Annotated in this window: 18 protein-coding genes; 2 read left to right on the top strand and 16 right to left on the bottom strand. The window is 42.6% G+C overall.

The genetic code is table 11. The features are described from left to right. Positions 1-84 precede the first annotated feature (84 nt). From R7P72_RS01240 to mads1, 7 genes are read right to left on the bottom strand one after another with little or no spacing between them, the layout of a single operon-like run. The gene (locus tag R7P72_RS01240; RefSeq protein WP_213886096.1) at positions 85-1,638 is read right to left on the bottom strand and encodes a class I SAM-dependent DNA methyltransferase; all 1,554 of its coding nucleotides are present in this window, start codon (positions 1,636-1,638) and stop codon (positions 85-87) included. 1 nt (position 1,639) lies between these two features. Beyond that, a complete protein-coding gene (locus tag R7P72_RS01245; protein WP_176311524.1) occupies positions 1,640-2,557 on the bottom strand; it encodes a hypothetical protein in 918 nt (305 codons plus the stop codon). Continuing rightward, entirely contained in the window at positions 2,557-4,203 is a 1,647-nt protein-coding gene (locus R7P72_RS01250) for an AAA family ATPase (RefSeq protein ID WP_176311523.1), read from the bottom strand. The genes R7P72_RS01245 and R7P72_RS01250 overlap by 1 nt, the downstream gene beginning before the upstream one ends. Continuing rightward, the gene (locus R7P72_RS01255) at positions 4,193-6,001 is read right to left on the bottom strand and encodes a restriction endonuclease subunit S (protein WP_176311522.1); all 1,809 of its coding nucleotides are present in this window, start codon (positions 5,999-6,001) and stop codon (positions 4,193-4,195) included. The genes R7P72_RS01250 and R7P72_RS01255 overlap by 11 nt, the downstream gene beginning before the upstream one ends. Before the next feature lie 13 nt (positions 6,002-6,014). After that, positions 6,015-8,780 (bottom strand): DEAD/DEAH box helicase family protein, encoded by a 2,766-nt coding sequence (locus R7P72_RS01260; RefSeq protein WP_213886097.1) that lies wholly within the window; start codon positions 8,778-8,780, stop codon positions 6,015-6,017. A gap of 6 nt (positions 8,781-8,786) precedes the next feature. Then, entirely contained in the window at positions 8,787-9,692 is a 906-nt protein-coding gene (locus R7P72_RS01265) for a restriction endonuclease (RefSeq protein WP_176311520.1), read from the bottom strand. A gap of 9 nt (positions 9,693-9,701) precedes the next feature. After that, positions 9,702-9,872, bottom strand: a complete 171-nt coding sequence (gene mads1 / locus R7P72_RS01270; RefSeq protein WP_176311519.1) for a methylation-associated defense system helix-turn-helix domain-containing protein MAD1 — start codon at positions 9,870-9,872, stop codon at positions 9,702-9,704. Between the two features lie 223 nt (positions 9,873-10,095). Here mads1 and R7P72_RS01275 point away from each other — a divergent pair, with 223 nt between their 5' ends. Continuing rightward, positions 10,096-11,253, top strand: a complete 1,158-nt coding sequence (locus tag R7P72_RS01275) for a phospholipase D family protein (protein WP_176311518.1) — start codon at positions 10,096-10,098, stop codon at positions 11,251-11,253. 44 nt (positions 11,254-11,297) lie between these two features. Here R7P72_RS01275 and R7P72_RS01280 read toward each other — a convergent pair whose 3' ends face one another. From R7P72_RS01280 to R7P72_RS01300, 5 genes are read right to left on the bottom strand one after another with little or no spacing between them, the layout of a single operon-like run. Beyond that, positions 11,298-13,199: a DNA/RNA helicase domain-containing protein gene (locus R7P72_RS01280; RefSeq protein WP_213886098.1), complete on the bottom strand. Its 1,902-nt coding sequence runs from the start codon at positions 13,197-13,199 to the stop codon at positions 11,298-11,300. A gap of 12 nt (positions 13,200-13,211) precedes the next feature. Continuing rightward, complete coding sequence (locus R7P72_RS01285; RefSeq protein ID WP_176311516.1) at positions 13,212-13,613, bottom strand: (deoxy)nucleoside triphosphate pyrophosphohydrolase; 402 nt, start codon at positions 13,611-13,613, stop codon at positions 13,212-13,214. Continuing rightward, a complete protein-coding gene (locus tag R7P72_RS01290) occupies positions 13,610-14,446 on the bottom strand; it encodes an HNH endonuclease signature motif containing protein (protein WP_176311515.1) in 837 nt (278 codons plus the stop codon). Before R7P72_RS01290 ends, R7P72_RS01285 begins: the two co-directional genes overlap by 4 nt. 7 nt (positions 14,447-14,453) lie before the next feature. Then, entirely contained in the window at positions 14,454-16,478 is a 2,025-nt protein-coding gene (locus tag R7P72_RS01295) for a hypothetical protein (RefSeq protein WP_318110362.1), read from the bottom strand. Then, positions 16,459-17,649: a hypothetical protein gene (locus R7P72_RS01300; protein ID WP_176311513.1), complete on the bottom strand. Its 1,191-nt coding sequence runs from the start codon at positions 17,647-17,649 to the stop codon at positions 16,459-16,461. The genes R7P72_RS01295 and R7P72_RS01300 overlap by 20 nt, the downstream gene beginning before the upstream one ends. A gap of 180 nt (positions 17,650-17,829) precedes the next feature. Here R7P72_RS01300 and R7P72_RS01305 point away from each other — a divergent pair, with 180 nt between their 5' ends. Further along, positions 17,830-18,690: a WYL domain-containing protein gene (locus R7P72_RS01305; protein WP_318110363.1), complete on the top strand. Its 861-nt coding sequence runs from the start codon at positions 17,830-17,832 to the stop codon at positions 18,688-18,690. Between the two features lie 226 nt (positions 18,691-18,916). Here the strand turns inward: R7P72_RS01305 and R7P72_RS01310 are convergent, their stop codons facing one another. The 4 genes from R7P72_RS01310 to R7P72_RS01325 form a co-directional block, all read right to left on the bottom strand. Next, complete coding sequence (locus tag R7P72_RS01310; protein WP_176311512.1) at positions 18,917-20,455, bottom strand: hypothetical protein; 1,539 nt, start codon at positions 20,453-20,455, stop codon at positions 18,917-18,919. A gap of 43 nt (positions 20,456-20,498) precedes the next feature. Further along, a complete protein-coding gene (locus R7P72_RS01315; RefSeq protein ID WP_255201256.1) occupies positions 20,499-20,621 on the bottom strand; it encodes a hypothetical protein in 123 nt (40 codons plus the stop codon). A gap of 133 nt (positions 20,622-20,754) precedes the next feature. Further along, complete coding sequence (locus R7P72_RS01320) at positions 20,755-20,961, bottom strand: AlpA family transcriptional regulator (protein ID WP_079749082.1); 207 nt, start codon at positions 20,959-20,961, stop codon at positions 20,755-20,757. A gap of 125 nt (positions 20,962-21,086) precedes the next feature. Then, positions 21,087-21,524 carry an RNase H family protein gene (locus R7P72_RS01325; protein WP_213886100.1) on the bottom strand — a complete coding sequence of 146 codons (438 nt, stop codon included), beginning with the start codon at positions 21,522-21,524 and terminating at the stop codon, positions 21,087-21,089. Positions 21,525-21,693 lie beyond the last annotated feature (169 nt).

The raw sequence follows: 21,693 nt of genomic DNA on the forward strand, positions 1-21,693 counted from the left end.
TTTAAAGGGAACAGAGCCAATATAGTTTACAAAACAGGCTGCCAAAGCAGCCTGTTTTTACTATGAGTTAAACCGAGAAAAGCGTTAATCTTCGTCTTCTTCTACAAGCGCTTCTTCTACGCTTTTGAACTCTTCTAGCGCTGCGGTAAGCAGCTCAACAATCTCATTTGCGATGACTGCTGGCGGCTGAAGATTTTCCGTATCCTCCAGTGACTCGTCTTTCAACCAAGTGATATCGAGATTCGTCTTATCTCTGGCGATGATCTCGTCATAGCTGTATTCACGCCAACGACCATTTGGCCCGGCGCCAGTCTCTTCGTTTTGTACTTCAGCCCATGTCGCGACACGCGCTTTGAGGTTACTCGGTTTATAGAGCTCGACAAACTCATCAAAGTCACTACGAACGAGTTTGTTCGTCTTTAATGTTTTATGCACGTTGGTCCGATAGTCATAAACCCATAGGCTCTTAGTCCACGCTTCTTTTGAAGCAGGCTTAGCATCGAAGAATAATACGTTTGCTTTCACACCTTGAGCGTAAAAGATACCCGTTGGCAGGCGCAAGATAGTGTGCAGGTTGAAACGAGTAAGCAGCTCTTTACGAATTGTTTCACCAGCCCCCCCTTCAAACAACACGTTATCAGGTAGTACGACAGCGGCTTTGCCAGAGTCCTTTCCGTCAACTCTTAACATATTGCCGATGTGTTGAACGAAGTTAAGTTGTTTATTCGAGGTTTCTGCCCAAAAATCTTCACGAGTATAAGTCAGCTTTTCTTTCTCTAACTTACCAGTTGAGTCGTTAATGATAGTTACTGAGCTCTTTTTTCCAAAAGGAGGGTTAGCAAGAACCATATCAACTTTGTTAGATCCAACCTCCTTCGCCAATGCATCTGATGTAGATATTGGGCACTCTTCAGCACCAATGCCGTGAAGATACAGGTTCATGGCACATAGACGAGCCACCGAATCTGAAATGTCGTTACCACTTATCGCTTCATTTTTCAGGAAACGGTTCTCTTTTTTAGTCAGTGCTTTTGGTGTTCTTTCACCTGTTTTTCTATCAATATCAAAAGCAACATAGTCGTGCGCGACGGTTAAAAAACCACCGGTACCACAGGCTGGGTCAGCGATCTTCTGCATTGGCTTTGGCTGCATTACATCGACGATTGCTTCAATGATTGGGCGCGGAGTAAAGTATTGACCTGCACCTTTCTTTTCACTTTCAGCACCTTTTTGTAACAAGCCTTCATAAATCTCGCCTTTGACATCAATACTCAACGATGACCATGACTCTTTATTGATCATGGATATCAGGCGCTCAAGTTTCGCTGGGTCTTGAATTTTATTCTGGGCTTTTCGGAAGATCATGCCCAGTGTACCTTTTTGGCTACCTAAGCTTTCCAGTGTATGGCGATATTCCATCTCTAGGTCTGAGCCGTCTAGCTCAATAAGTTCGGCCCAACGCTTCGCGGCTAAGCTCTCCCCCTCTTTACCACCTTCTGCTCGCTCAGAAGACATTTTTAAGAAGATCAGATAGGTGAGTTGTTCCACGTAATCGCCATACCCTACGCCTTCATCACGCAACACATGGGCATAGTTCCACACTCGATTTACGATATCACCAGTTGTTAATTTGTTCATGTTAATCTCGGTCTAATATTTCTTTAACCCACGCGTTCTCTTCAAACTCTCTTAAATATAGTTTTGCCGCAGTGTTAAATTTCGTTGTCGTACAAGAAGGTCTAATCATTTTTATAAGTTCCTTTTTATTCGACTTGATTTGAATCGATCTCATATCCACACCATCTTCTAATAGCTTATTGGTGTTGGCGATGATTTGCTTAATTCTCTGCCTAATTGCTTTTCGGGCTTTTTTCGTAGGCTCATGATTCAAGTGATATTTATCGATCGATTCTTTTGCTTTTTGGTAATCTTCCGAATCTTCATCGCTACAGTTAGGACAAGCTTCACCGTTTTTATTAAAAGTTAAGAGCTTGTAGTCATCTTCATCAGATGGGTCTAACAGCTTAGGCTTTTCAGCATTATTATCATCCTTAGATCTATTCCAATCTGGAGGAGTAAAAACTGGAAAATGGTCTTGCTTACCTCCAGCAGTTTCCACTTCAACTCGCCTGGAATTACAGTAAGTACAAGCATATCGATAATTTGACCATTCGAATGCAAGCCACCAGTAACCCGGATGATCAGGACATTCAGCAACCTTTCCTTTTGGCCTAAAATGATCAATAGGGTTGTCAGACCGCAATTCGTTACTTTCGCAATACCAACACTTTCCATAAGAACGCTTTGCCAAAATATCACTTAGCAGTGACCACACGTTACTTTTTGCTGAGATGGCTTTTTTACGAGCTTTTACTTTTTCAATCGCTATTTGCTCAGCTCTTTTTTGTGCATCCCAACCTTGTTCATCAGCCTTAGCGTTAGTAGCAATTTCTGCAGCATCAATTTTACCGTTAACGTATTCCCAAGCATCTTCGACGACTTCATCCCAATCATCGGGAAGAGCTAGGTCTACCTCATCTATATCGATATAGCGCATTACTCATCAGCCTCTTCAGCATCAAGCTCAGCAAGAATGTCATCGGTCATATCTGCCAGTTGCTGTCTATCTCTATCTGACAAAAAGGTCTGCGTGAATAGCTTATCACCATGCTTTCTGCCCCATGCTTTAACAAAAGCAGAAAAATATGGGTCTGAGTAAGCATCAAGAAAACCTGATTTATCTAACTGCTCTTGCAGTTCTTGATATCGAGACTCTTCTTCATCTGTACGCTCATCCTTTGCCAGCAGAATTGCATGTTCATCTAGCTTTTCTAATGTTTTAGGGTCCAAATCAGAGCGTAGCCCAAACATGTCACTCATAAGAATGCCTGAGAATCCCATACCTTTAGGCTCATAGAGCGGTGACGCAGCAAAAACTTGCAAGCTATCTTCGTCACGCTTCATGATTTTGATTTGTTCTTGCTTCAGAGTGGAAATGACAATTGGATCATGTGTCGCCAAAACAATATGGCTGTTATCCACCGCCCCAAAGTCTGCCTTCTCCTTGGTAACATCCAAGTTGAAGCCTGCAACCTCTTTTAAGAAGTTGATGTACTCCATACTCCACGCAGGGTTTAAGTGCGTGTCTGGTTCGTCTAGCAAAAATAGGGACTCATCATCACGAGTAAAACGCAGTAAACCAAGAACGGTAATCAGTTGTTGTTCACCTTCACTCAGCTCTCTAAAGGTTAACGACTCATCAGTACCATTCTTGTTCTTCACTTTTACTCGAATACGTACTTCGTGTATCAGGTTGGAAAAATAGATACTTTCTAATAACTTAAAGAAATCTTTATCCGAAGTTTTGTCACCCACCTTCTTCAGAGCTTCCAAATCCTTTAAGTACAAAAAAAGAGCCTCAATATTGTCGGCATTCTTTTTCATCGGATGAGGAACTTTCATCGTTCTACGCATTGGAGCTAAAGATGCTGAGAACAACCGATCTAAAAATGGTCTCACAACACCTGATGCGTTCCAAAATCTTGAATCGCCTTTCTTACTCGTCCAATCCGGCTTGTTAAGCACAAATAGCACTGATTCAATGCCCTCTATAAAAAGCTTCTCTTTTAGAAACTTTTTAACTTTTTCATCCGCACCTAGAAAGAACGAGAGTAGAACAAAGTTACTGTGTACTTTTTGAGCATAAAACAATGGTCTTAACGGAAGCGTTGTTTCGTTCAAACCATGCTTTTCAGGGTAAAGCAGTTGATCTCTAAATTTACGCTGGTGGTCATAAAAATGCATGGCTAGCCGGTCACTAGGTCCCGAGTAATAACCAAAAACGTTCGAAGGTAAGAACTGACGAGTTTTATCCTTAAAGAAATCCGTTTGTTTGTCGGTTATAACCTCCTCAGGACTACCTTCAACATGCACTAGAACCTTATACTGGTCCTTTTTCACTGCCGCTTCATTAGCTTCGACAATGACGCGGTTGCCACGACACAAATACTCTAGCTTGTAAGAAAACGAAGGTGCTTTGTGTAAATCAAGGTCACGAAAAATTATTACCAATGCTTCAATAACATTCGATTTACCCGCGCCATTCCAACCAATGACGACTGTCACGAGTTCATTTTGGTCAAAGTCAATCTCAATATCTTTAAGATTCTTGAACTCACTGATCCAGAGTTTATCAAGCTTCATTTGGCTTTATTTCCTTGTATTCAAACAGATCGCCTTGCTTAACATTATCCACTTTAACTGAAGTAACATTGACACCTTTCGTCGAGGTAACATCCTTGAGCTCTTGGTAAAACTCTTCGACTGTCTCGGGTGTAACCTCACCATGAAATCCTGATAGTTCAAACAGCTCATCGACGTTCAATGGTTTCTTAGATTCCATAAGCACATCAATGATCGGGCGTCTTTTCATTTTTTTTGCTCTCGCTGTAGGTTTCTTTTTTGCAAGCTTGGCTTTTTGCTCCGCCTGGCCTTTCTCCAAATGGATCTTTTCTAACAGTTGCTCAGCAGTTTCTTCCGTAGCATGGTTTTCGACTAGTTGGCCAGAAAATGCCTTTGATAAGATAGATGACTTTAACTGTTCACTATGTTTAATTTTCTTCGTTAACTCATCTTCGGTTCGTTGCGCTGCCTCAAGCTTATCCGTGACAAGCTTCGATATTTCTATAGCCTCATTTATAGAAGGCAATGGAATTGGTAACCCCGATATTTTCGATATACTCAGTGTATATAGACCCGAGGTAGAGCTCGCTACAGATTTAATTTGTTCTCGACCAGGTAAAGACATCAACCAATAAACGACAAAGTCACAAAGCTCTTTATCGATTAACCGAACTTTAATTAGATGGTTTTGATGTACACATGGACTGATCGAATCATCCCATACAGCCAATCGACCTATTTGATCAGGGCTACCGTTACCCTCTACAATGAGTAGATCTTTATCTTCTAGCAAGACTCGATCTAATTCTGTATCAGTAACCCCTATTTCTTGTATATCTTCTAGTCGCAGTTCATTGGCATATACGTTTGCTACACGCAAATAAGGTAGTTTCTTCTCAAAGCTTTTCCTTTTACTGTTCTTTGTTAAGCCTCCACTAACCACGCCTAATGACTCGAAATAACACCATTCCCAAGCACTTGGAACAACAAGGGGTTGCTCTTTCTGATTGAATGACTTCGGAGCTTTATATTTATCCTTCCATTTATCGTTCTTAGGTGTCTTACCCTTCTCTTCAAAGGCTTTAAGCTGCTCTGCTTCCCAGTTAGCTCGGCGCTCATCGAGAATACGTTCTAGCAACTGTTCCGCAGGCTCTAACTTGTCTGCGTTTTGCGCACGCCACTGTTCTGTTAGTTTTCCTGTAACTGCATCTTTTAGAACGGATTGGCGATAATGTTGCAGCTTAGCTTTCGCTTGCTTTAGCCCTTCGACACCTGCGTCTATGGAGGAAAATAATTCTTCAATCTTAGTGACAATTAGTCTTTGTGTACTCAATGGAGCAAACGGAACAAGTACCTTATTGACAAAGTCTTTACTTATGCCGCCCTGAGCTGCCCCTCTAAAGTCTTTTAAAATTTCCTGCTGGCCCTGCGATGACCAAAGAAAATAGAATATGAACTCGGGCAAAATATTGTCGCTTACTTTGCAACGAAATAAATGCTCGTTGATCACTGCCTTTTCGTAAGGGAATGATCTTGAAACAAACGATGTTTTGCCCGTTGTTGCACCGTCTTTAACTACTAGAATATCCCCAGGTTCAATACGGCCTCGAGTCATACTTTCAGCAAACTCTTCTGGTACAAATTTGATCTTGTCGAATTTAAAGCCTCCATCGGAAGATAAATGCTCTCCCCCTAAACTAGGAACTCCTGATTCATAACCAGATACGCCACCTTTGGGGCGAGTTCCCGCTTCAAATGAGATAAGCAACGACTCTAAAGGTGTAGAACACCATGATTGCGGCAATGTTTTTTTGTCCAAAACTTATTCTCTTTTAGGCTATTAAATAACCATTCAATTCATTTACTACGTTATCCAGCTTGTCACCAAATAACTGCTTTGCTTTGAACACCCCTCCTTGCTGGTTAAACGGGGCGTAATCAAAGTCTTCGATCATCATCTCTGCGTTTTGGGCGATCTGCTGTTTAATCATTTCCAACCATTCAAGCTGGCTTTCATCAAACTCAACACCAGTTTGCTGTTGCTGGCTTAGCCACGCATTAAAGCGCCGTTCGACCACTTCTGGGAATGGTTCGAGTACATCTTTTAAGCCTGTTGCATAACTAACTAGGCTTACGATATTAGTTAACAAGGTCGCAGGTGGTACACCTTTTACTTTGGCTGCTTCGAGCTGCTCATACGCCTTCCACACTTCAATAGGGGCGAGATTATAAGGCGGCGCTTGAATGTTTTCAGCAAGTTCTTCAATCTGATCGTAACTCAAATGTCGTTGTTGGTACGGTTTGCTGTAAATTAACTCAATTGCGGTGAGCTCATCTTTGTTGTCATCCATAAACTGCTTAAAGCTCTTGATAATATGCTCGGCTTTTTCAGCATCAAAGCCAGCATCGATAAGTTCATCAGCACTTTCATCAATGATTTGGTCCGTATTGCGCCTTACCTTTTCCACTAACTCTCGTACATCAGGATTGTGAAATGGTTTAACGGCAGCGTCGGCTAAAGGCTTATAGACTTGATCTCGTTGTTCGACCGTTGGTGCGTCGGTGCCAAACTTTTCTATCGCTTCTTGCTCAAGGTAGTCTTCATTCGTTGCATGTATCAGCTCACCCGCCACAAGCGCGAGTGGTTTGCCCATAAACTTAGTCAGTTCTGCACGTCGCTTGTCATCCAACTTTAGGTCTAAGCGGATTAAGCGGTTACCCAAGCTTCGTAGTGTATCAGCATCTCGATCACCTCTAGCAATTTGCTCCATCAGTTTTTCGGTAGACACTGATGGTTTCTTCTCCATCGCTTGGCTTTCCGTTTTATCTGACTCTGTCACTCCGACTGCGTCAACTAAGACAAATTTGGTTTTCGCTTTTGCATCCGGCGTAACAAGGTGTAGAGAACTGGTATCAATCACTCGAGTACCACGTCCTTTCATCTGTTCATAGTAGGCTTGGCTGCGAACATCACGCATGAAGATAACGCACTCAAGAGGCTTAATATCCGTACCTGTCGCAATCATATCGACGGTCACAGCAATACGTAGCTTTGGGCTTGTACGAAATACTGCAATGGTGTCTTCGGCTTTCTTCTTGCCAACCCGATAAGTTACCTTTTTACAAAAATGATTGTCTTCATCAAATACTTCTCGGACTTTATCCACGATACGGTCTGCGTGATCATCATCTTTGGCAAAGATCAGGGTTTTAGGGACCCAAGAGCGTTCACTAAAGCAATCAGGTAAGCATCTATCCTTAAAAGCGGTTAGAACGGTTGTTATTTGGTTAGGCGCAATAACGCTTCGATCTAGCTGGGTTTTATTATAACTCTCATCTTTATCGAGGATCTCCTGACGCTTTTTCTTAGTCAACCTATCACGGATCTGTACAGCGGTCCCCGCTTCTATTAAGTCCCCTTCCTCTGACTTTTTGGTTTTGATTCGGTAGATGTCATAACCAACATTAACTTTATCGATGACTGCATCTTCATGAGTGTATTCAGAGACCAAGTTTTGATTGAAGAAACCGATGGTTTTCTTGGTTGGTGTCGCCGTTAGCCCGATCAAAAATGCGTCAAAATACTCGATTACTTGCCGCCACAGGTTATATATTGAGCGATGACATTCATCAATGATGACCAAATCAAATGTCTCAATCGGTATCGCTGGGTTATAGTTTACCGTTCGAGGTTGTTTAGCATCGCTACCTACTTCTACTTCATATCCAGAGCGCTCATCAGCGTCATCATCGAGTTCTGAACCTGAAAGCTGTGAGTAAAGCCGTTGGATTGTCGAGATAGTCACTTTCGTTGTATCCGCGACGCCTGTGGTACCCAAAATATTTACATTGTAGTGAGACGTAAATTTTCGACCGTCAAGTGGGGTATCGTATTGCTCAAATTCTTTCTTGGCCTGGCGACCCAGATTACCTCTATCAACCAAGAACAAGACTCGCTTAGCTTTTGCGTATTTTGCTAAACGAAATATTTGCGTAACGGCAGTAAATGTTTTCCCCGAGCCGGTAGCCATTTGCAACAGAGCCCTGGGTTTGTTCTTTTTCAGTGAGTCTTCTATCCCTTTGATAGCATCGATTTGACAATCACGAAGACCTTGCGTGTCCAATTCAGGTAGATCCAACATACGCGCGCGAAGTGTTTTCTCTTCCTCTAGCCACTTTTTCAATGTCTCTGGCTTATGAAAATGGAAGACATTTCGGCTACGTGCTTTAGGGTCTCGATAGTCACAAAAACGAATTTCTTCACTGGTTGCTTCGTAGGTAAACGGTAACTCATCCATCCAACGCTGTGTGAATGCTGATTTTGATAAGCTATAACGTTCACTTTGCCCAGCAACACCACCTAGAGAGACTCCGTCTTTCTTAGCCTCAATAACACCACATGCTTTCCCATCAATGAAAAGCATGTAATCCACTGGACCTGTAGACGTATCCATCTCTCTAATAGCGATTCCGTGGATGCCTTGCTGGCCTTCGTAGAGATTGAGGCGCTTCTTATCCTGGATAGTCCAACCTGCATCCACCAGCTTTTGATCTATGATTAATCTCGCCTGTTCTTCTGGCGTGAGTTCTTTATCCATCGTGGGTTATCCTTCAAAAAACTCTTCATCGATACGCTTGATATGCAAAACCTGCTCATCGCGGCTACCAATGTTGTAGCGCAGCATCAGCTTAGCCAACTCTTTACCATTGATAAGCACTATGCGCATACCTAGGTCTTGGGCTGTTTGGATAGCTGATGAGGTAAATTCGGATGTGGTAATGAAGATTCCTTTTTGAGCTTTCTTCAGATTGAGCGCACCAAAGAAGTCTCGGATTTCTCCTGCACCAACATTGTTACCGTCAGCATAACGCTTGGCCTGAATGTAAACCTGGTCAACACCAAGCGGATCTTGATTAATCACGCCATCTACACCGTTATCGCCACTCTTTCCTAGCGTATGAGCCATACCCTCATTGCTTCCGCCATAGCCCATTGCTAGTAGCAGGTCGATCAGTAGTTGCTCAAAGAAGGCTGAAGACACTTTACGTGTTCGTGACAAAATATCAGCGGCTAATGCGTCGTTAATCTGTTTGTAAGCGGCCCTTAGTACTTCATCTGGCGTCGCATCACTATCAGACACTATTGTCTCTTTAGCTTTGTCTGAATCACCGTTCTTTTGTTTAGTGAATACATTGAAGTCATCAAAACGTTTAAGGTATTGGTTATTGATCTCTTCGCCACTGTTTAGAGCTTCTTTCCCCAAGTCTGTGATCACGAAATGCCCACGCCTTGTTGAATCCAAAAGCCCTGCTTTCGCTAGATAGGTTTTGGCCCATCCAACTCGGTTCGTGAAAGCTGCTTGTCGCCCGCTGGGAAGAAGCTCTGTTCTCTCGTCTTCCGACAGGTTGAATTGCTCCGCTAGCAAGTCTACAACGTTGCTAAGCTTAACTTCTTCATTCTTCGCAGCCTCTAGCACTGGCTTCATTAAATCTTGATAACTTGGAAGCATCTAAAGCACCTACGTTTTTTGTTTTTCGATCCACGCTTCGAGATCTTCACGTTTGAAGCGCCACGAACCACCTACTTTAAAACCAGGCAGCTTACCTTCGCTTGCTAATCTATATGCTGTTTTTTCGGCCAACTTTAGGTAAGCAGCGACCTCTTTCAACGTTAAAATTTGGTCTACCATTCAGAGTGTTATCTCATATTGGTTTAATTCATCAGAATTGATCGTGAGAGAATATGGGAAAATTGGGGAATGGGCAATGATCTGGCACCCAATACGAGACTAAGTACATTTATTTTTACCGACGTTCAATTTGAGACTAAGCCTAGAGAACTAAGTCATCTCCATTTGAGATCTGCCTTATTCGTGCGTTAATTAGCTAAAACTTAAAGTTAGGAGTAATACCTTGATTATTACCAATGGACTTGATGACAAACAAGCCTTTGCAGCGAAGCTAACTAAATTTGGCGACGATTGTGACGAAGCCTGTTTCATCACTGCTTTTTATACTCAAGAGCAACAAGTAAAAATTCTAAGCCGAGCTGGTAAAAAAGTTCACCTTACTGTCTCGCTTAGGCCACCAACATGCCCAAGAGCACTCAGAGAAACACTGTTACTTCCAAATGTGACGGTCCACTTTTTGGGTCGAGAGTTACACTCCAAAATCTACGCATTTGAAAAAGGTGATAGAAATTCACTGTCGGGTGCTGAATATAACGTAGCTATTGGCTCATCGAACATGACCAACGGCGGCCTATACAACAATATTGAAACGAACATACTTCTAGAAGGTAAACAAGCTGAAGATGGATATTTACACGCTCAACAAATATTCAAATTAGGTAGTCCGCTAACCTCAGACGTCCTAGATCGATACGAGGAAGAGTTAGCTACATTTGAAAAACCACAGTTCAATGACATCATCGCTTCACCTGCGGTGCTAGGTGCTGGCTACGAACGAGTGCAGAATGCGGTTAAATATGTCGCTAAGCTCTGCGAGGATGACATCAACCTCAATTATTCTGATGTACCAAAATCATTTGTTATTGATCATTTTTGGCACTTCATTGTGGAAGAAAAGAGAAGTGATAAAGAGTTCCTTAGGCAACAAACTGTCAATGGGCCAAGCGAACCTTTAACTCGAGCCCTCTTCGAAGAGTTTATACAATGGGACCAAGCTGGTGAGCAATATTGTCGCCAGATGCTTGAACGAGCGAACAACCTTAGGTCACTGCTGTCTTTAAGCTCCCTCAACAAAAATCAATTAAAAGAGCTTTACCTTACTTTTCACGCATCCCGTTATGTCGATGATCGGTACACTGGCAAGGCAGAGGCATTTGCGACACGTAATACTTCTAAGCAAGTCTTAAACTCACTTCATCACTTGGCTAATGAAGCCATACCGATTTCTGAGAGAGTGGCCGATTTACAAAGAAGTAGCTTCTCTTTATTCGGCCTCGGGGATTCAGCTATCAAAGAATTTAATGGCTGGTACTATCCTAACAAATACCCCATTTGGAATAAGAAATCTGACAGAGCTTTAGAGATACTAGGGTTTGGTTGAGTAAAAAAGACAATCACCACCAGCTTCTGCTGGTGGTGATTATGTTATAAAATTTTCATGCCACAAGACTTCAAATATCCATATGTTTCCTGATCATCACATTTAATCACTAACCCACTGCGCCCACGACTAAGTAATACTCTATAGCTACCCTCTGTGTAATGTTCGTACTGACGCAGGTCAGCCACCACCAGCTTTCCGTTGCGATAGACCATATCCTGCCCCCAGTTAAACAGAGCAAGTGATAGTTCTAAACCTTGACAACTAAACTCAGTACAAGCCGCATCAAACTGGCAACATGAATTTTCAGAGCTTGGCGGCTCAACGTACCAGGGCCCAATGTGTTTACCTGGTTTGTATTTATCTTTCTGGACTTCCTCAATAAACTTGCCACCTTGGCTGGACATCAACCAGCCTGTTCTAAAGGCGTCTTGAAGCTTGTTTCCTTCGTGCATAGTTTGTTGTACACCCAGAGCATAAGTTTCAGCAGTTTGCTTGTTTTGAGTCAGCCGCAATGGGTAGTCAGCCTGAATATCTAAAGCGACTCGTTGCGCTTGCTCAGGGTTATTAGATAGGACCGCTTCAATCCACTTGTCCAAGCTTTCCGTATAGGCCTGCCGAATGGGCGTTTTAAGGTTATACACGTCTTTCTTAATTGGCGTAATGAGCTGCATTTTACCGGCGTGAAGCGATGGCATAATGGGGACTACTTTGCCGTTTTGTGCTCTTATTGCTGCATCTAGGTCTGCTAGCATCTGATCTAGCTGCATCTCATTGCGATGGATCGCTTGACCATCCCCCACCAAAAGCACCAATACTCCAAACGGTTGACAAGCAAGCCAGTTACAAAACAGCATTAACTCAGACGGTGATTGTGATTCTCTCGGGCTTGCTTTGTCCCACGCTCGCTGCGCCTCATCAAATACAACAAAAGTCTCTCTGCGTGATTTTAGTGAGCGCTTTAGATCCTTCTTGAAAGGGAGCAGATCTTGGATCATCACTCGACCATCAATGACCTTATCTACAATCCGGCCAACTGACTGCTTACCACTATAATCTAACGTATGTTGTAGTACCTGAACGAGAGGTCCATTGCCAGAAAGAAAAATAGGTTCACTCTGCTTTGCGCTCTCACTACGTGCAATTTCCGCAACGGAACTAATGCCCAGTAATGTCTTACCGGCACCAGGGCGCCCATGAACGACAACAACATATCTTTGCTGCTTATCCCTAGCATGCTGATAAAGCTTTAACAGTGCCGCACGTGCCTGGTCAATATTTTCACCGGCCGAGGTTTTTAACGTAGGTATTTTAGCGTCGAAAAAAACCTGGGCAGTACCATGAAGTATGCTCGGCTGACGATAAAACTCACCTTTTGCCCACTGGAGTACATCATAGTAACCTGGGTTGTTTAATGACGTTATAAGCTGTGACGCTAATTGGAGTGCCAAACCGTTTTCTACGATGTCACATACGACATTTGGGTGTTGAAACGGCTTAGCGCCAGGCTTGGTGAGTACAACAAAGCCATGACCGACTAGGTCAATAGATTCACTGTGATAGCGTCGCATTGTTTGCAAATCAGAGTTTGCTCGAAGAATTTCGTATTCAGAGGCCTCTTGCTTATGTTTGAACTCGACTACAAACAATTCGCCAGCTAGAGTAACTAGGTTAACATCCGCCGCTCGTTTTCCGCCTTCACCAATCAATTCTTGTTCAAAAGCTATCCAGCACTTCCCTGGTTTCACTTGGGTTTCTGCAAGGACGTGATTAAGGGTAGACGTCATTACATCGTATTCAGTTTCCCAAGCGTAGTGTTGCGCAGGATCGAGAGCTTGCGTCCAACTCAAACTTCGATGAAATGTCACTAACGACTCTAGAAAACTAGCTTTGTCTGTAGAAAGAAAGTCTTGCCAAGTCCCATCCCAGCCTGCTTTTAGGTCCATTTTCGTTATCCTTCAGAACGTAGACTGTAGTTTTTCAACGGCCGGTATATCAGCCGCAGCCCAATCAACATCCCAAAGTTGGTCTTTGGATAACCAACGAGAGTCAATATGCTCTGTAAGCTCAAGTTCGCGCGTTGGTACCTCAATAACAAAACAATGCATGGTGATATCAAAATCAGGGTAGCTATGCTCAATCGTCAACAAAAACTGTGGTTCAGTAACGGCAATTCTTAACTCTTCATCTAGCTCCCTGGTAATAGCTGCAACAAGCGTTTCGCCTGCTTCTACTTTACCACCAGGGAACTCCCATTTTTTACTAACATAATCGAGTTTCGATGGCGCTCTTTGTACGGTTAGGAACTCGCCTTCATTTTTCAGGACAGCCGCGACGACTTCAATGTGTTTTTTACTCATTGATTCTGCTCTTCTAATAATTTAATGCTACGAGATTTTAAAACCTCAACATCCTTTGCGTCATCTACGATGTGCATTTTCTTGTGGCAATTGGGGCACAATGCGACTGTGTTTTCAGCCGTATCGTCTCCACCTTTGGAGAGCCAAACGATATGGTGCGTCTCGAGATAAGGCTCGCCTTTCGCATTTTTAAATGGCGCAGGTTGTAGACAAAGTTGGCACTGACCTTTAGCTAGGCGTTTAGCCAATTCTGCTACCCAAACATTTCGTTCGTAGCTGGTGGATTGTTGTTGGTACCGTGTAGCGGTTTTTCCACCTTTCGTCGCCAAAGACTGAAGATCCTCAAGCGTCAACCTCTTGGCCTTGCGAGCTCGGACGCTCTCGACGCTATCTCGATCTTCTTTTTTTACCTGGCGCTCACCCGTTACAAGCTTTAGAGGGAACAAATATGCCTTTCTTGGATTACCTTGTTCATCATCTTGCGTTTCCGCGTACGGTTCACCGTCGAGAACGACTTCGCCAACATAGGTGTATTCTTGGTCCTTAAATACCTCAAATAAGTGAAGAGCGACACCATTGGTTCTCGATTCAGCTAGCGTCCTATTCTGCTGAAACGTTAGGCTTTGATGGCCTTTAGAACCCATGCCTGTATAGTGGAGAACGTCACCTACCCACCGGTCATCATAAATAGACTTTATGTGGTTCGATACAATGACCAATGTATTGGTTTTATGCGAGCGGCGCATGCCGCCTTGTGGGCTACAACCAAATGCTTCGCATAACTCAGTGTTGTTGAGTTTTGTTCCAGCTTTAAGAGAGTTAAATTTATACACGGCCTATCTATACCTTACTTTTGTCTTTGTTATGCTCTAACAGATATTTCCTTAGCTCAATTGCCCTCTCTGATGAAACGGGTTGACCGTAGAGATAGCCTCCTTGATCAAGCCAGTCCCAAAACGACAGCAATTTGCCGAGCCGAATTTTATCGACTCTCGCGTAAGACCTTTCACAAGCTGCTTTGTAGAATTCATTTAGCTGGAAAGCCAACCTCCCTACAAAGTTGTTCAAAGCTTCTTCAACCCAATCTTGTTCCAGTTCTTGAAGTTCTAATGGCTCCTCAATACATAAGAGGTCTCCCGCTTGAAGAAAAGTATCAAAATAGCTATGTTCAGAATCCCAGCTACCCATTAATGCCTTCCAATTCCTGTTCAAAAACTGCTCTTTAGTTCTGCGTTTAATCTCATCTAATTTATCTTTTAGCTCTTGAGTTTCTAGAGGTGATTTATGGAGAGAATATGCTGAAAGCTGATGTGACATAGCAATACCCAATGGACTATTAGTCTCGAACAACTGCATACGTTTCTCCAGTGGGTAGCTGAGAAGATCATTAGTGATGCTCCATATGGCCACTGGTTTAGGTAGAGCTTTGGCAAGAGATGTTGTTTGAGCACCAATTTTTTCCAAAAGAACGTTCAAATAACGCGGCCAAACGGGAGAAGACAAATCGCTAGATATGACATCCCAATAATTGCTCACAACATCTGCTAGGTGGTATCTGAGATCGGTTAACTCTTGAACTGTTACACCTTGATTAAGCACTTTTCGGACGTAAACTATTTGATGGCGTAATCCTGCAAGCTCCTTGGCATGCTCTATACGTTCAGCTTTCCTTTGTCGCTCTTCAAGCCTAGTGTTTTCTCGGGCGATTGCTTGACGAGCTAATTCAAGTAGGGAGTTCCGTTCTTCATTCTCCTGCAATACATAATCAAAGCATTCATTTATCTCATCTGATAAATGCGTAATTGCTAACGAAGAAATCGCCCCCTTCTCTCCACGAGAATCAATCTGATCAATCAATTGATAGATTCGTTTTACTGACTGCCGAGATTCTCGTTGAGCCTTTTCCTGTATGGCAGCTGACAGTTCTTGTTGCTTTCCATGCAGAGCAGCTTTTGTATTGATTGCGTATGGCAGCCTTTCTGGAGACAACATTAGGTCACTCAATGCCACCATTTGACACCCATAGCTCATCTCTAAGAAAAGCTCTGTTGATTGAAAATCAAACTCGGGGAAGTGTGCTTCGAAGTAGAACTCTCCGCTCTCTTGGCTTTTAACTAACGCTTCTTGTGAGAAAACAAAGGCATTACATTGGATGTCTTTCACTTTGCTCTCAAACTCCGCAAAACTTTCAGGGTGAGCCTCTAAGGCAGTACCGTACATGATGTAATAGAAAATAGAATCGCTTCGACCTTCACTAAACAACCAAATCAGGTTGATCTCTTCCCCTAAGAAGAACTGCTCGCGAGCATGGATTATTTCTGGGTCCAACCAACCTTGAATCAACTCTATCGCGAATCGATTACCATCGGTGTCTTCAAAGCAAATATCAGGCTTGCGCCATTTGTTGGAAGTGCCTTTTTCTGCAAAGACAAACTTTTCTACTTGGATAGAATCACGCTTTATCTGATCTGATTCCCTCAATGTACCGGCAATAAAGTGCTTTGTGCGAAAGTGCCATTGAGTTTCATGCATTTCAGCTTCAGTAAATGCAAAATCACCATGGTAGTCACTGTGAAATGGACAATCGACCTCGTCTAACTCCGGAATATGCTTGTGATAAAAAGCAGCCCTACTAGTCGCGCTTCGTGCCCGGTATCTTACAGGGAGGCCACAATAACCACATTGAATAAAGTCTTCACCTTCCGCGTTATGAACTACAATTTTCTTCTTTATAGATGCTGTACGAACTTCATCAGGTGTTGAACCATATAGCCCCAGATAATCACTGGCTAATATTGGACCCTCGATGCCTTTAATCTGTAGCTCCCAAAGGTCGTTCTTATAATCACTGTTGATATGCTTCATCGATATTACTCGAGCTGTCAGTTTTGGAACCCTTCTGTTTATCATTTGTTCTGATACTACTACTCATTCTGTCTTTTGCGTTTGAACTAGGTAATAGCACATAGGTTGCAGTAGAGATCTTCGCTCCTGCGAACATTGCTAACACGCAAAAAATCAATAGGCGTACAGCTTTTGAAGGAGCATGATCTCGAAAAGACTCTAAACTTATTTCGATTTTTTCCGACAGACCATTTAGAACATCAAAATATTGATAAGGAATTATTACAGGAGGGTCAAATGGTTCAAGTTTCCCATTTGTTAGTTCGAAATCTCTTAGCGTCCAATGATGACATTCCAAAGTGACACTACTGCCACTACAAATGTGCGTGTTAATTTGATCGAGCAATAGTTTAGTCTCTGACCAACTTGCCCCGAAAATATCATCCGATTTGCTGAACCGGGTAACACCTGAAACAGGCCCATACATACGAAAGCTTGAAACCGAACGAACAAAATAATCCTCCAGCAACTTGGCCTGATACTCGGTCAAAAAAGGCTCAATTTCGTTACTACGGAGATAATTTAGTGCTATACGATTTTGGTTTAAGATAGTTTCGGCTCTCTTTGCAAAGTCCAACTCGAGCTCATTTTGATTGCCCCACTTCTTAGCCTCGTCACCCTGCATCAATAAAAACGCTGCGGCCAGGACTAAACCTGATGGGTACCATATATGATCGATTAGTGATTTTACTTTCTTGTCATTGAGTATGACCTGAAGATGCAAAAATATAGACCAACCAAAAAATAGAACTATAACCAAAAGACTGATAAGACCATGTAAGTCTCCAACACCATCTGAATAAGGACTGCCACCAGCCTCAAAATGATGTCTCTTCATAAGTTTACCTACAACCCATTGTGGGTCATACAAAGTCACAAGACCAGGGATAGAGAGGATTAATGAGTATACACAAATACCGCTCCATCCTGTCTTTTTGTATATGGTGTAAACAGATACAACTAAGCTGATAACTATCAACAACGACAGAATAATCATCCCCATTCCAACATGGTATGTTAATGAACCGCTCGTGAATATCTGTACCGAGCCACGGGTAACAGTCTCATATAGTTGAACTAGTTGCCTTGCAGCTAGTGTCAATATTTGTATATAAGGAAAGATAAATTCCATTGTTAACTCTCTTAATAGCTCTGCGGTTGATTTGAAGGAAGCACACAACATGCTAAAACCTAATATCTTCACCATAAAATTGCGCTGTACTGTTCTAGTTGATTTGATAATATGACGATAATGACTACAGGTAAACAACGAATACATATACATGTAGCGTAACTAGACAGGAATTTAATAATGAGTAAATGGCCAATAAGATGGGATTTATTGTTCCGGTATAGAATGATAGAAGTCATTGCTTTGTGGGAAGGAAGGTTAACTACGAACCATTTGATTAAGAGCTTTGGTATTGGCAGGCAGCAAGCTTCGAAAGACATCAACACCTATCTAGCCGATATCGCTCCAGGAAATCTTGTTTATGATAAACAGCTGAAAGGCTACAAGCCCAGTGATAGCTTCGTCCCACAGTTGACTAGTGGTCATGCTGATGAGTATTTGCACATTCTTTCAAGAAGTGAAGATATAACCATCACATTTAAACAACTCGATATGGGATTTGAGAATGTTTCAATGATCCGCCCTGTAACTCGTAATATATCACCACAAATATTGCGCCCTTTAGTTCAAGCTATTAGAGAGAAAAAACGTGTCGACATAGGCTACACATCGCTCAAAGACGGCTTTGAAGTTGAGCGGATTATCTCTCCTCATACCCTCGTTTGCACACCTCTACGCTGGCATGTTCGGGCCTATTGTGAGCATGCTAGAGGTTATCGTGATTTTGTTCTCAGCCGCACGAGAGGCATTCCAATGCTTGAGGACAAAAGAGTAAAAGGAAGAGAGCATGACGAGTTATGGAATACTCTCCTAACAGTTGATTTAAAACCTGACCCACGACTAACAGAAGCTCAAGCCAATGTCGTTGAGCATGACTACGGTATGGAAAAAGGTAGACTCGCAATACCAACCAATGCTGCGTTGGCTCGCTACGTTCTTGATACCTACAATATAGATATTAATGTATTGGATTCGAACCCTAAAGGTCAGCAGATTATTGTGGCGAACTTTGAGGAGCTAAAACAGTACTTATACTTCTAACTTGAAAGAAATCAAACACATTGGTGATTTGTACTAATTCAGACCTGATCTGACAGTTACCCACTTTTCGACTCGGTGCCTGTCAGATTATATCTAAGTTAGATTCCATTTTTCCAATCATTGGCTTCGTGTTAAGTGATCATAGCTGCCAGTACCGTGCAGTCTTCATTAACGCATATACTGTACGCAAGCTATCTTCCGACTCAGGGTCTTCCATTCCTCGCAATCAACGAACCTTGATTCCGAGATAATCTGCCCACGCAACGGTTTTTTTGAACTCTCTGTAATTATCAGCTTTAGCGCTGCTTTCAATATATTGATTAACGAGCAAGTATTGCTCCTGTCCTGCAGAATAACGTGCTAAAGAAAAAGCTCGTTGAAAATGAGTATGTGCATTTTGATAGTCTTCATTTCTATAGTGGAAAATAGCTTTACACCATTCCACCTGCCAGCATAGCATTTTGCCTAGCTCAGCAATTTCGACTCTATTCTTATACTCATCAATTTCACTTAATGACGTTGCTTTTTTCTTGAGTTTTAGCCCTTCATCCAGCAGCCGAGGAAAATCACTAGACACCAAGTCGTTAGTCGGATTCTCATGATGCTTCACTAAGCTATAAGTCATGGCAGGCCCAATATGAACTATCAACTTCCTGAACTGCTCGATGCGGCTAGTGCCTTTGCTGTCCATGTTATATTTGATGCCTTGGGAGCCCCATTTAATTTTATCAGCCCTAAGCCACCACAACTCCATTACGGCACTATACCAATAGTCTTGTCGTTCAAGCGCCAGAACGTCCATATTGTTAACACGCTCTAGCACTAACACCCTATAGTGACATGTCTCTCTATTAAACCTCCGGTACTGCTTCCTAAAACCGATAACGAGTTGATGTAAATAATCATCACCATAAGCGTTTTGAACAGACTTGAAGCAATATGTTGTAAATCGCCTCAAAAAGAGTGCTACTCGATAAGCGTTAACCTGATTTGGAGTAATATCTCTGCTGTATCTTTCATCACCAATCTCGGCCAGAGCTTCGATTGAATCATTCAGCACTTTAATGAGAGCATGCGTACTGGGTAGCTGCTGGCCTGAGGTCCACCTTTGTGCATTTTCAAGGTTCCGTTCATAACGCTTGTATTTTTCTACCAATTGCTTGTTTGTCTGATATGAAATATCACACTGAGCTGGGTTATGGAACCTGATCTGAGATAAGCCCTGAGAGCTATATATCCATTGCCACACTTTGGTTATTGGAAACTGAACTGTCTCCTCCTTGGCGTCAAAGTTCACCTCCGGCAACCACCAAAACTTGTCTCCAGGTAATGATAGACCTGATGCATTAACGTCGAATGCCAACGAGTTTTTAAATAATGAAGTTAATACCCTATCTATTAAGCGATGCTGAACTACCCACTTAATCGTCTCGGGAAAAGACAGATATGTTCCATCGAGGCGGACAAGGTCTCTATATTGGTCCAAAGCATCTTCGATTGAAGCCATTATGGCCAATGTTACTCGAGGGTCATCCACTAACTCGAACACTATTTCACCAAATATACTTAGTAGATCTTCTAGTTGAGTACTAATCTTTGAGTTTTCACTCGCTAACCGCGCAAGGCTTTTCTGTATAGCCTTTTTGTGTTTCTCTCCTCCAATAACTGAAGTTTCATCCTTCTTCTGAGGGAGGATTCCGGCAGCATTAAAAAGCTCCCGAACAACCTCGCCTATAGTTGGAAAACGATAATGTAATTCTGTCATTTCATTCAAAGGGCCTGAAAACAGGCCCTCTCCTACCTTCTAGTTATCCTTTCTTAGGAGCAGCCACTCCTCGTCCACCACCTGATTTATTCCCTGTTGTTGACGGCCAGTTTCCTCCTGGACCAGGGTGGCTTGATGGACCGCGATTACCTTTGCTTTTTGTCATAATGTATCTCCTTTGATTAGAACTGCACAATTGCAGTACATCTCAAAGACTATCCTCTAGGACATAATTCAAATACCTGCTTTTTAGCGACGTGTTCTTCAAGTAACAATATTATCTGGCGGTAAGTAGCCAATTAACGCCCCATCAAGCACTCCTCCATCCACTCATCTACCTCACCTTCCACCCAGGCCACGGCCCTATCCCCCAAACTGATGGATTTTGGAAACTCACCATCATTCATTTTTCGGTAAATCGCTGAACGGCTTAATGCAGTCTTTTGCATTACTTCTTTTAGCTTTAGAAATCTCATGGGACGTTCTCCTATACTGTGTGTTCCCATGGGATTGACTGGCACGTAGAAAAATACTGTTTTTTGCCCCCAGAGCTTTGTCTGCAAAGCTATAAAATTCGATAACAACAAAAAAGAATCACTTGCTGGAACTACCAGCAAGTGATTCATTGTCCTTACAACTGACGTTTCGTCGCAAGGAGAGCGTATCTATAAGCTGCATCTTTTCCTGCTGAACAGGCAGCGACTTTTCTCACCTCAACATGCTTCTCCGCGCTTCTTTCATCCACCAGCCGCCAGAGCTCTGCATTAGCTATCGATTCTTTATTTGCTTTACGCCAATCTCGTCGCTTCCAGCCATCTAACCACTCATTAAAGCCCTTGACGCAATAATCGCTGCTTGAATAGATAATATCGCCATCTCTCGCATGCTTTAACCCAAAAGCAAGCGCTGACAGCTCTAGGTAAGTTTGGTCTGCGACATAGTCAAAATACTCCCAATCTTCATGTTCAATGCACGCATCATCATCGATCACGATTAAGCCAACACCGCCAACAAGACGACCTCTTTTCTTTCTCACCATGGCCGCTTCTACATAAATTTCTGTCTTCATTGTCATACTCTCCAGAGACTAATAAGCCGATACATTCTTTGATTTGGCTTGATTGTTAATAACTTGCTTTACAGCGATTCCTACATAACAACGGCAAGTCAGTTATTTTTTACCTGTCTCTGGGCACGCTTGCTTTCTATCCTCCAATTCCTAACAAGCCTGATTTAAA

This window comes from Vibrio sp. Vb0888, assembly GCF_033338835.1.
GTDB lineage: Bacteria > Pseudomonadota > Gammaproteobacteria > Enterobacterales > Vibrionaceae > Vibrio > Vibrio alginolyticus.

Bases quoted from the DNA above. Each gene is read 5' to 3' on its own strand.
- mads1 (WP_176311519.1), bottom strand. From the start codon at position 9,872: ATGGTAGACCAAATTTTAACGTTGAAAGAGGTCGCTGCTTACCTAAAG.
- R7P72_RS01280 (WP_213886098.1), bottom strand. From the start codon at position 13,199: ATGGACCTAAAAGCAGGCTGGGATGGGACTTGGCAAGACTTTCTTTCT.
- R7P72_RS01295 (WP_318110362.1), bottom strand. From the start codon at position 16,478: ATGAAGCATATCAACAGTGATTATAAGAACGACCTTTGGGAGCTACAG.
- R7P72_RS01305 (WP_318110363.1), top strand. From the start codon at position 17,830: ATGAGTAAATGGCCAATAAGATGGGATTTATTGTTCCGGTATAGAATG.
- R7P72_RS01260 (WP_213886097.1), bottom strand. From the start codon at position 8,780: ATGGATAAAGAACTCACGCCAGAAGAACAGGCGAGATTAATCATAGAT.
- R7P72_RS01240 (WP_213886096.1), bottom strand. From the start codon at position 1,638: ATGAACAAATTAACAACTGGTGATATCGTAAATCGAGTGTGGAACTAT.
- R7P72_RS01300 (WP_176311513.1), bottom strand. From the start codon at position 17,649: ATGGAATTTATCTTTCCTTATATACAAATATTGACACTAGCTGCAAGG.
- R7P72_RS01315 (WP_255201256.1), bottom strand. From the start codon at position 20,621: ATGACAAAAAGCAAAGGTAATCGCGGTCCATCAAGCCACCCTGGTCCA.
- R7P72_RS01310 (WP_176311512.1), bottom strand. From the start codon at position 20,455: ATGACAGAATTACATTATCGTTTTCCAACTATAGGCGAGGTTGTTCGG.
- R7P72_RS01325 (WP_213886100.1), bottom strand. From the start codon at position 21,524: ATGAAGACAGAAATTTATGTAGAAGCGGCCATGGTGAGAAAGAAAAGA.
- R7P72_RS01250 (WP_176311523.1), bottom strand. From the start codon at position 4,203: ATGAAGCTTGATAAACTCTGGATCAGTGAGTTCAAGAATCTTAAAGAT.
- R7P72_RS01285 (WP_176311516.1), bottom strand. From the start codon at position 13,613: ATGAGTAAAAAACACATTGAAGTCGTCGCGGCTGTCCTGAAAAATGAA.
- R7P72_RS01320 (WP_079749082.1), bottom strand. From the start codon at position 20,961: ATGGGAACACACAGTATAGGAGAACGTCCCATGAGATTTCTAAAGCTA.
- R7P72_RS01265 (WP_176311520.1), bottom strand. From the start codon at position 9,692: ATGCTTCCAAGTTATCAAGATTTAATGAAGCCAGTGCTAGAGGCTGCG.
- R7P72_RS01245 (WP_176311524.1), bottom strand. From the start codon at position 2,557: ATGCGCTATATCGATATAGATGAGGTAGACCTAGCTCTTCCCGATGAT.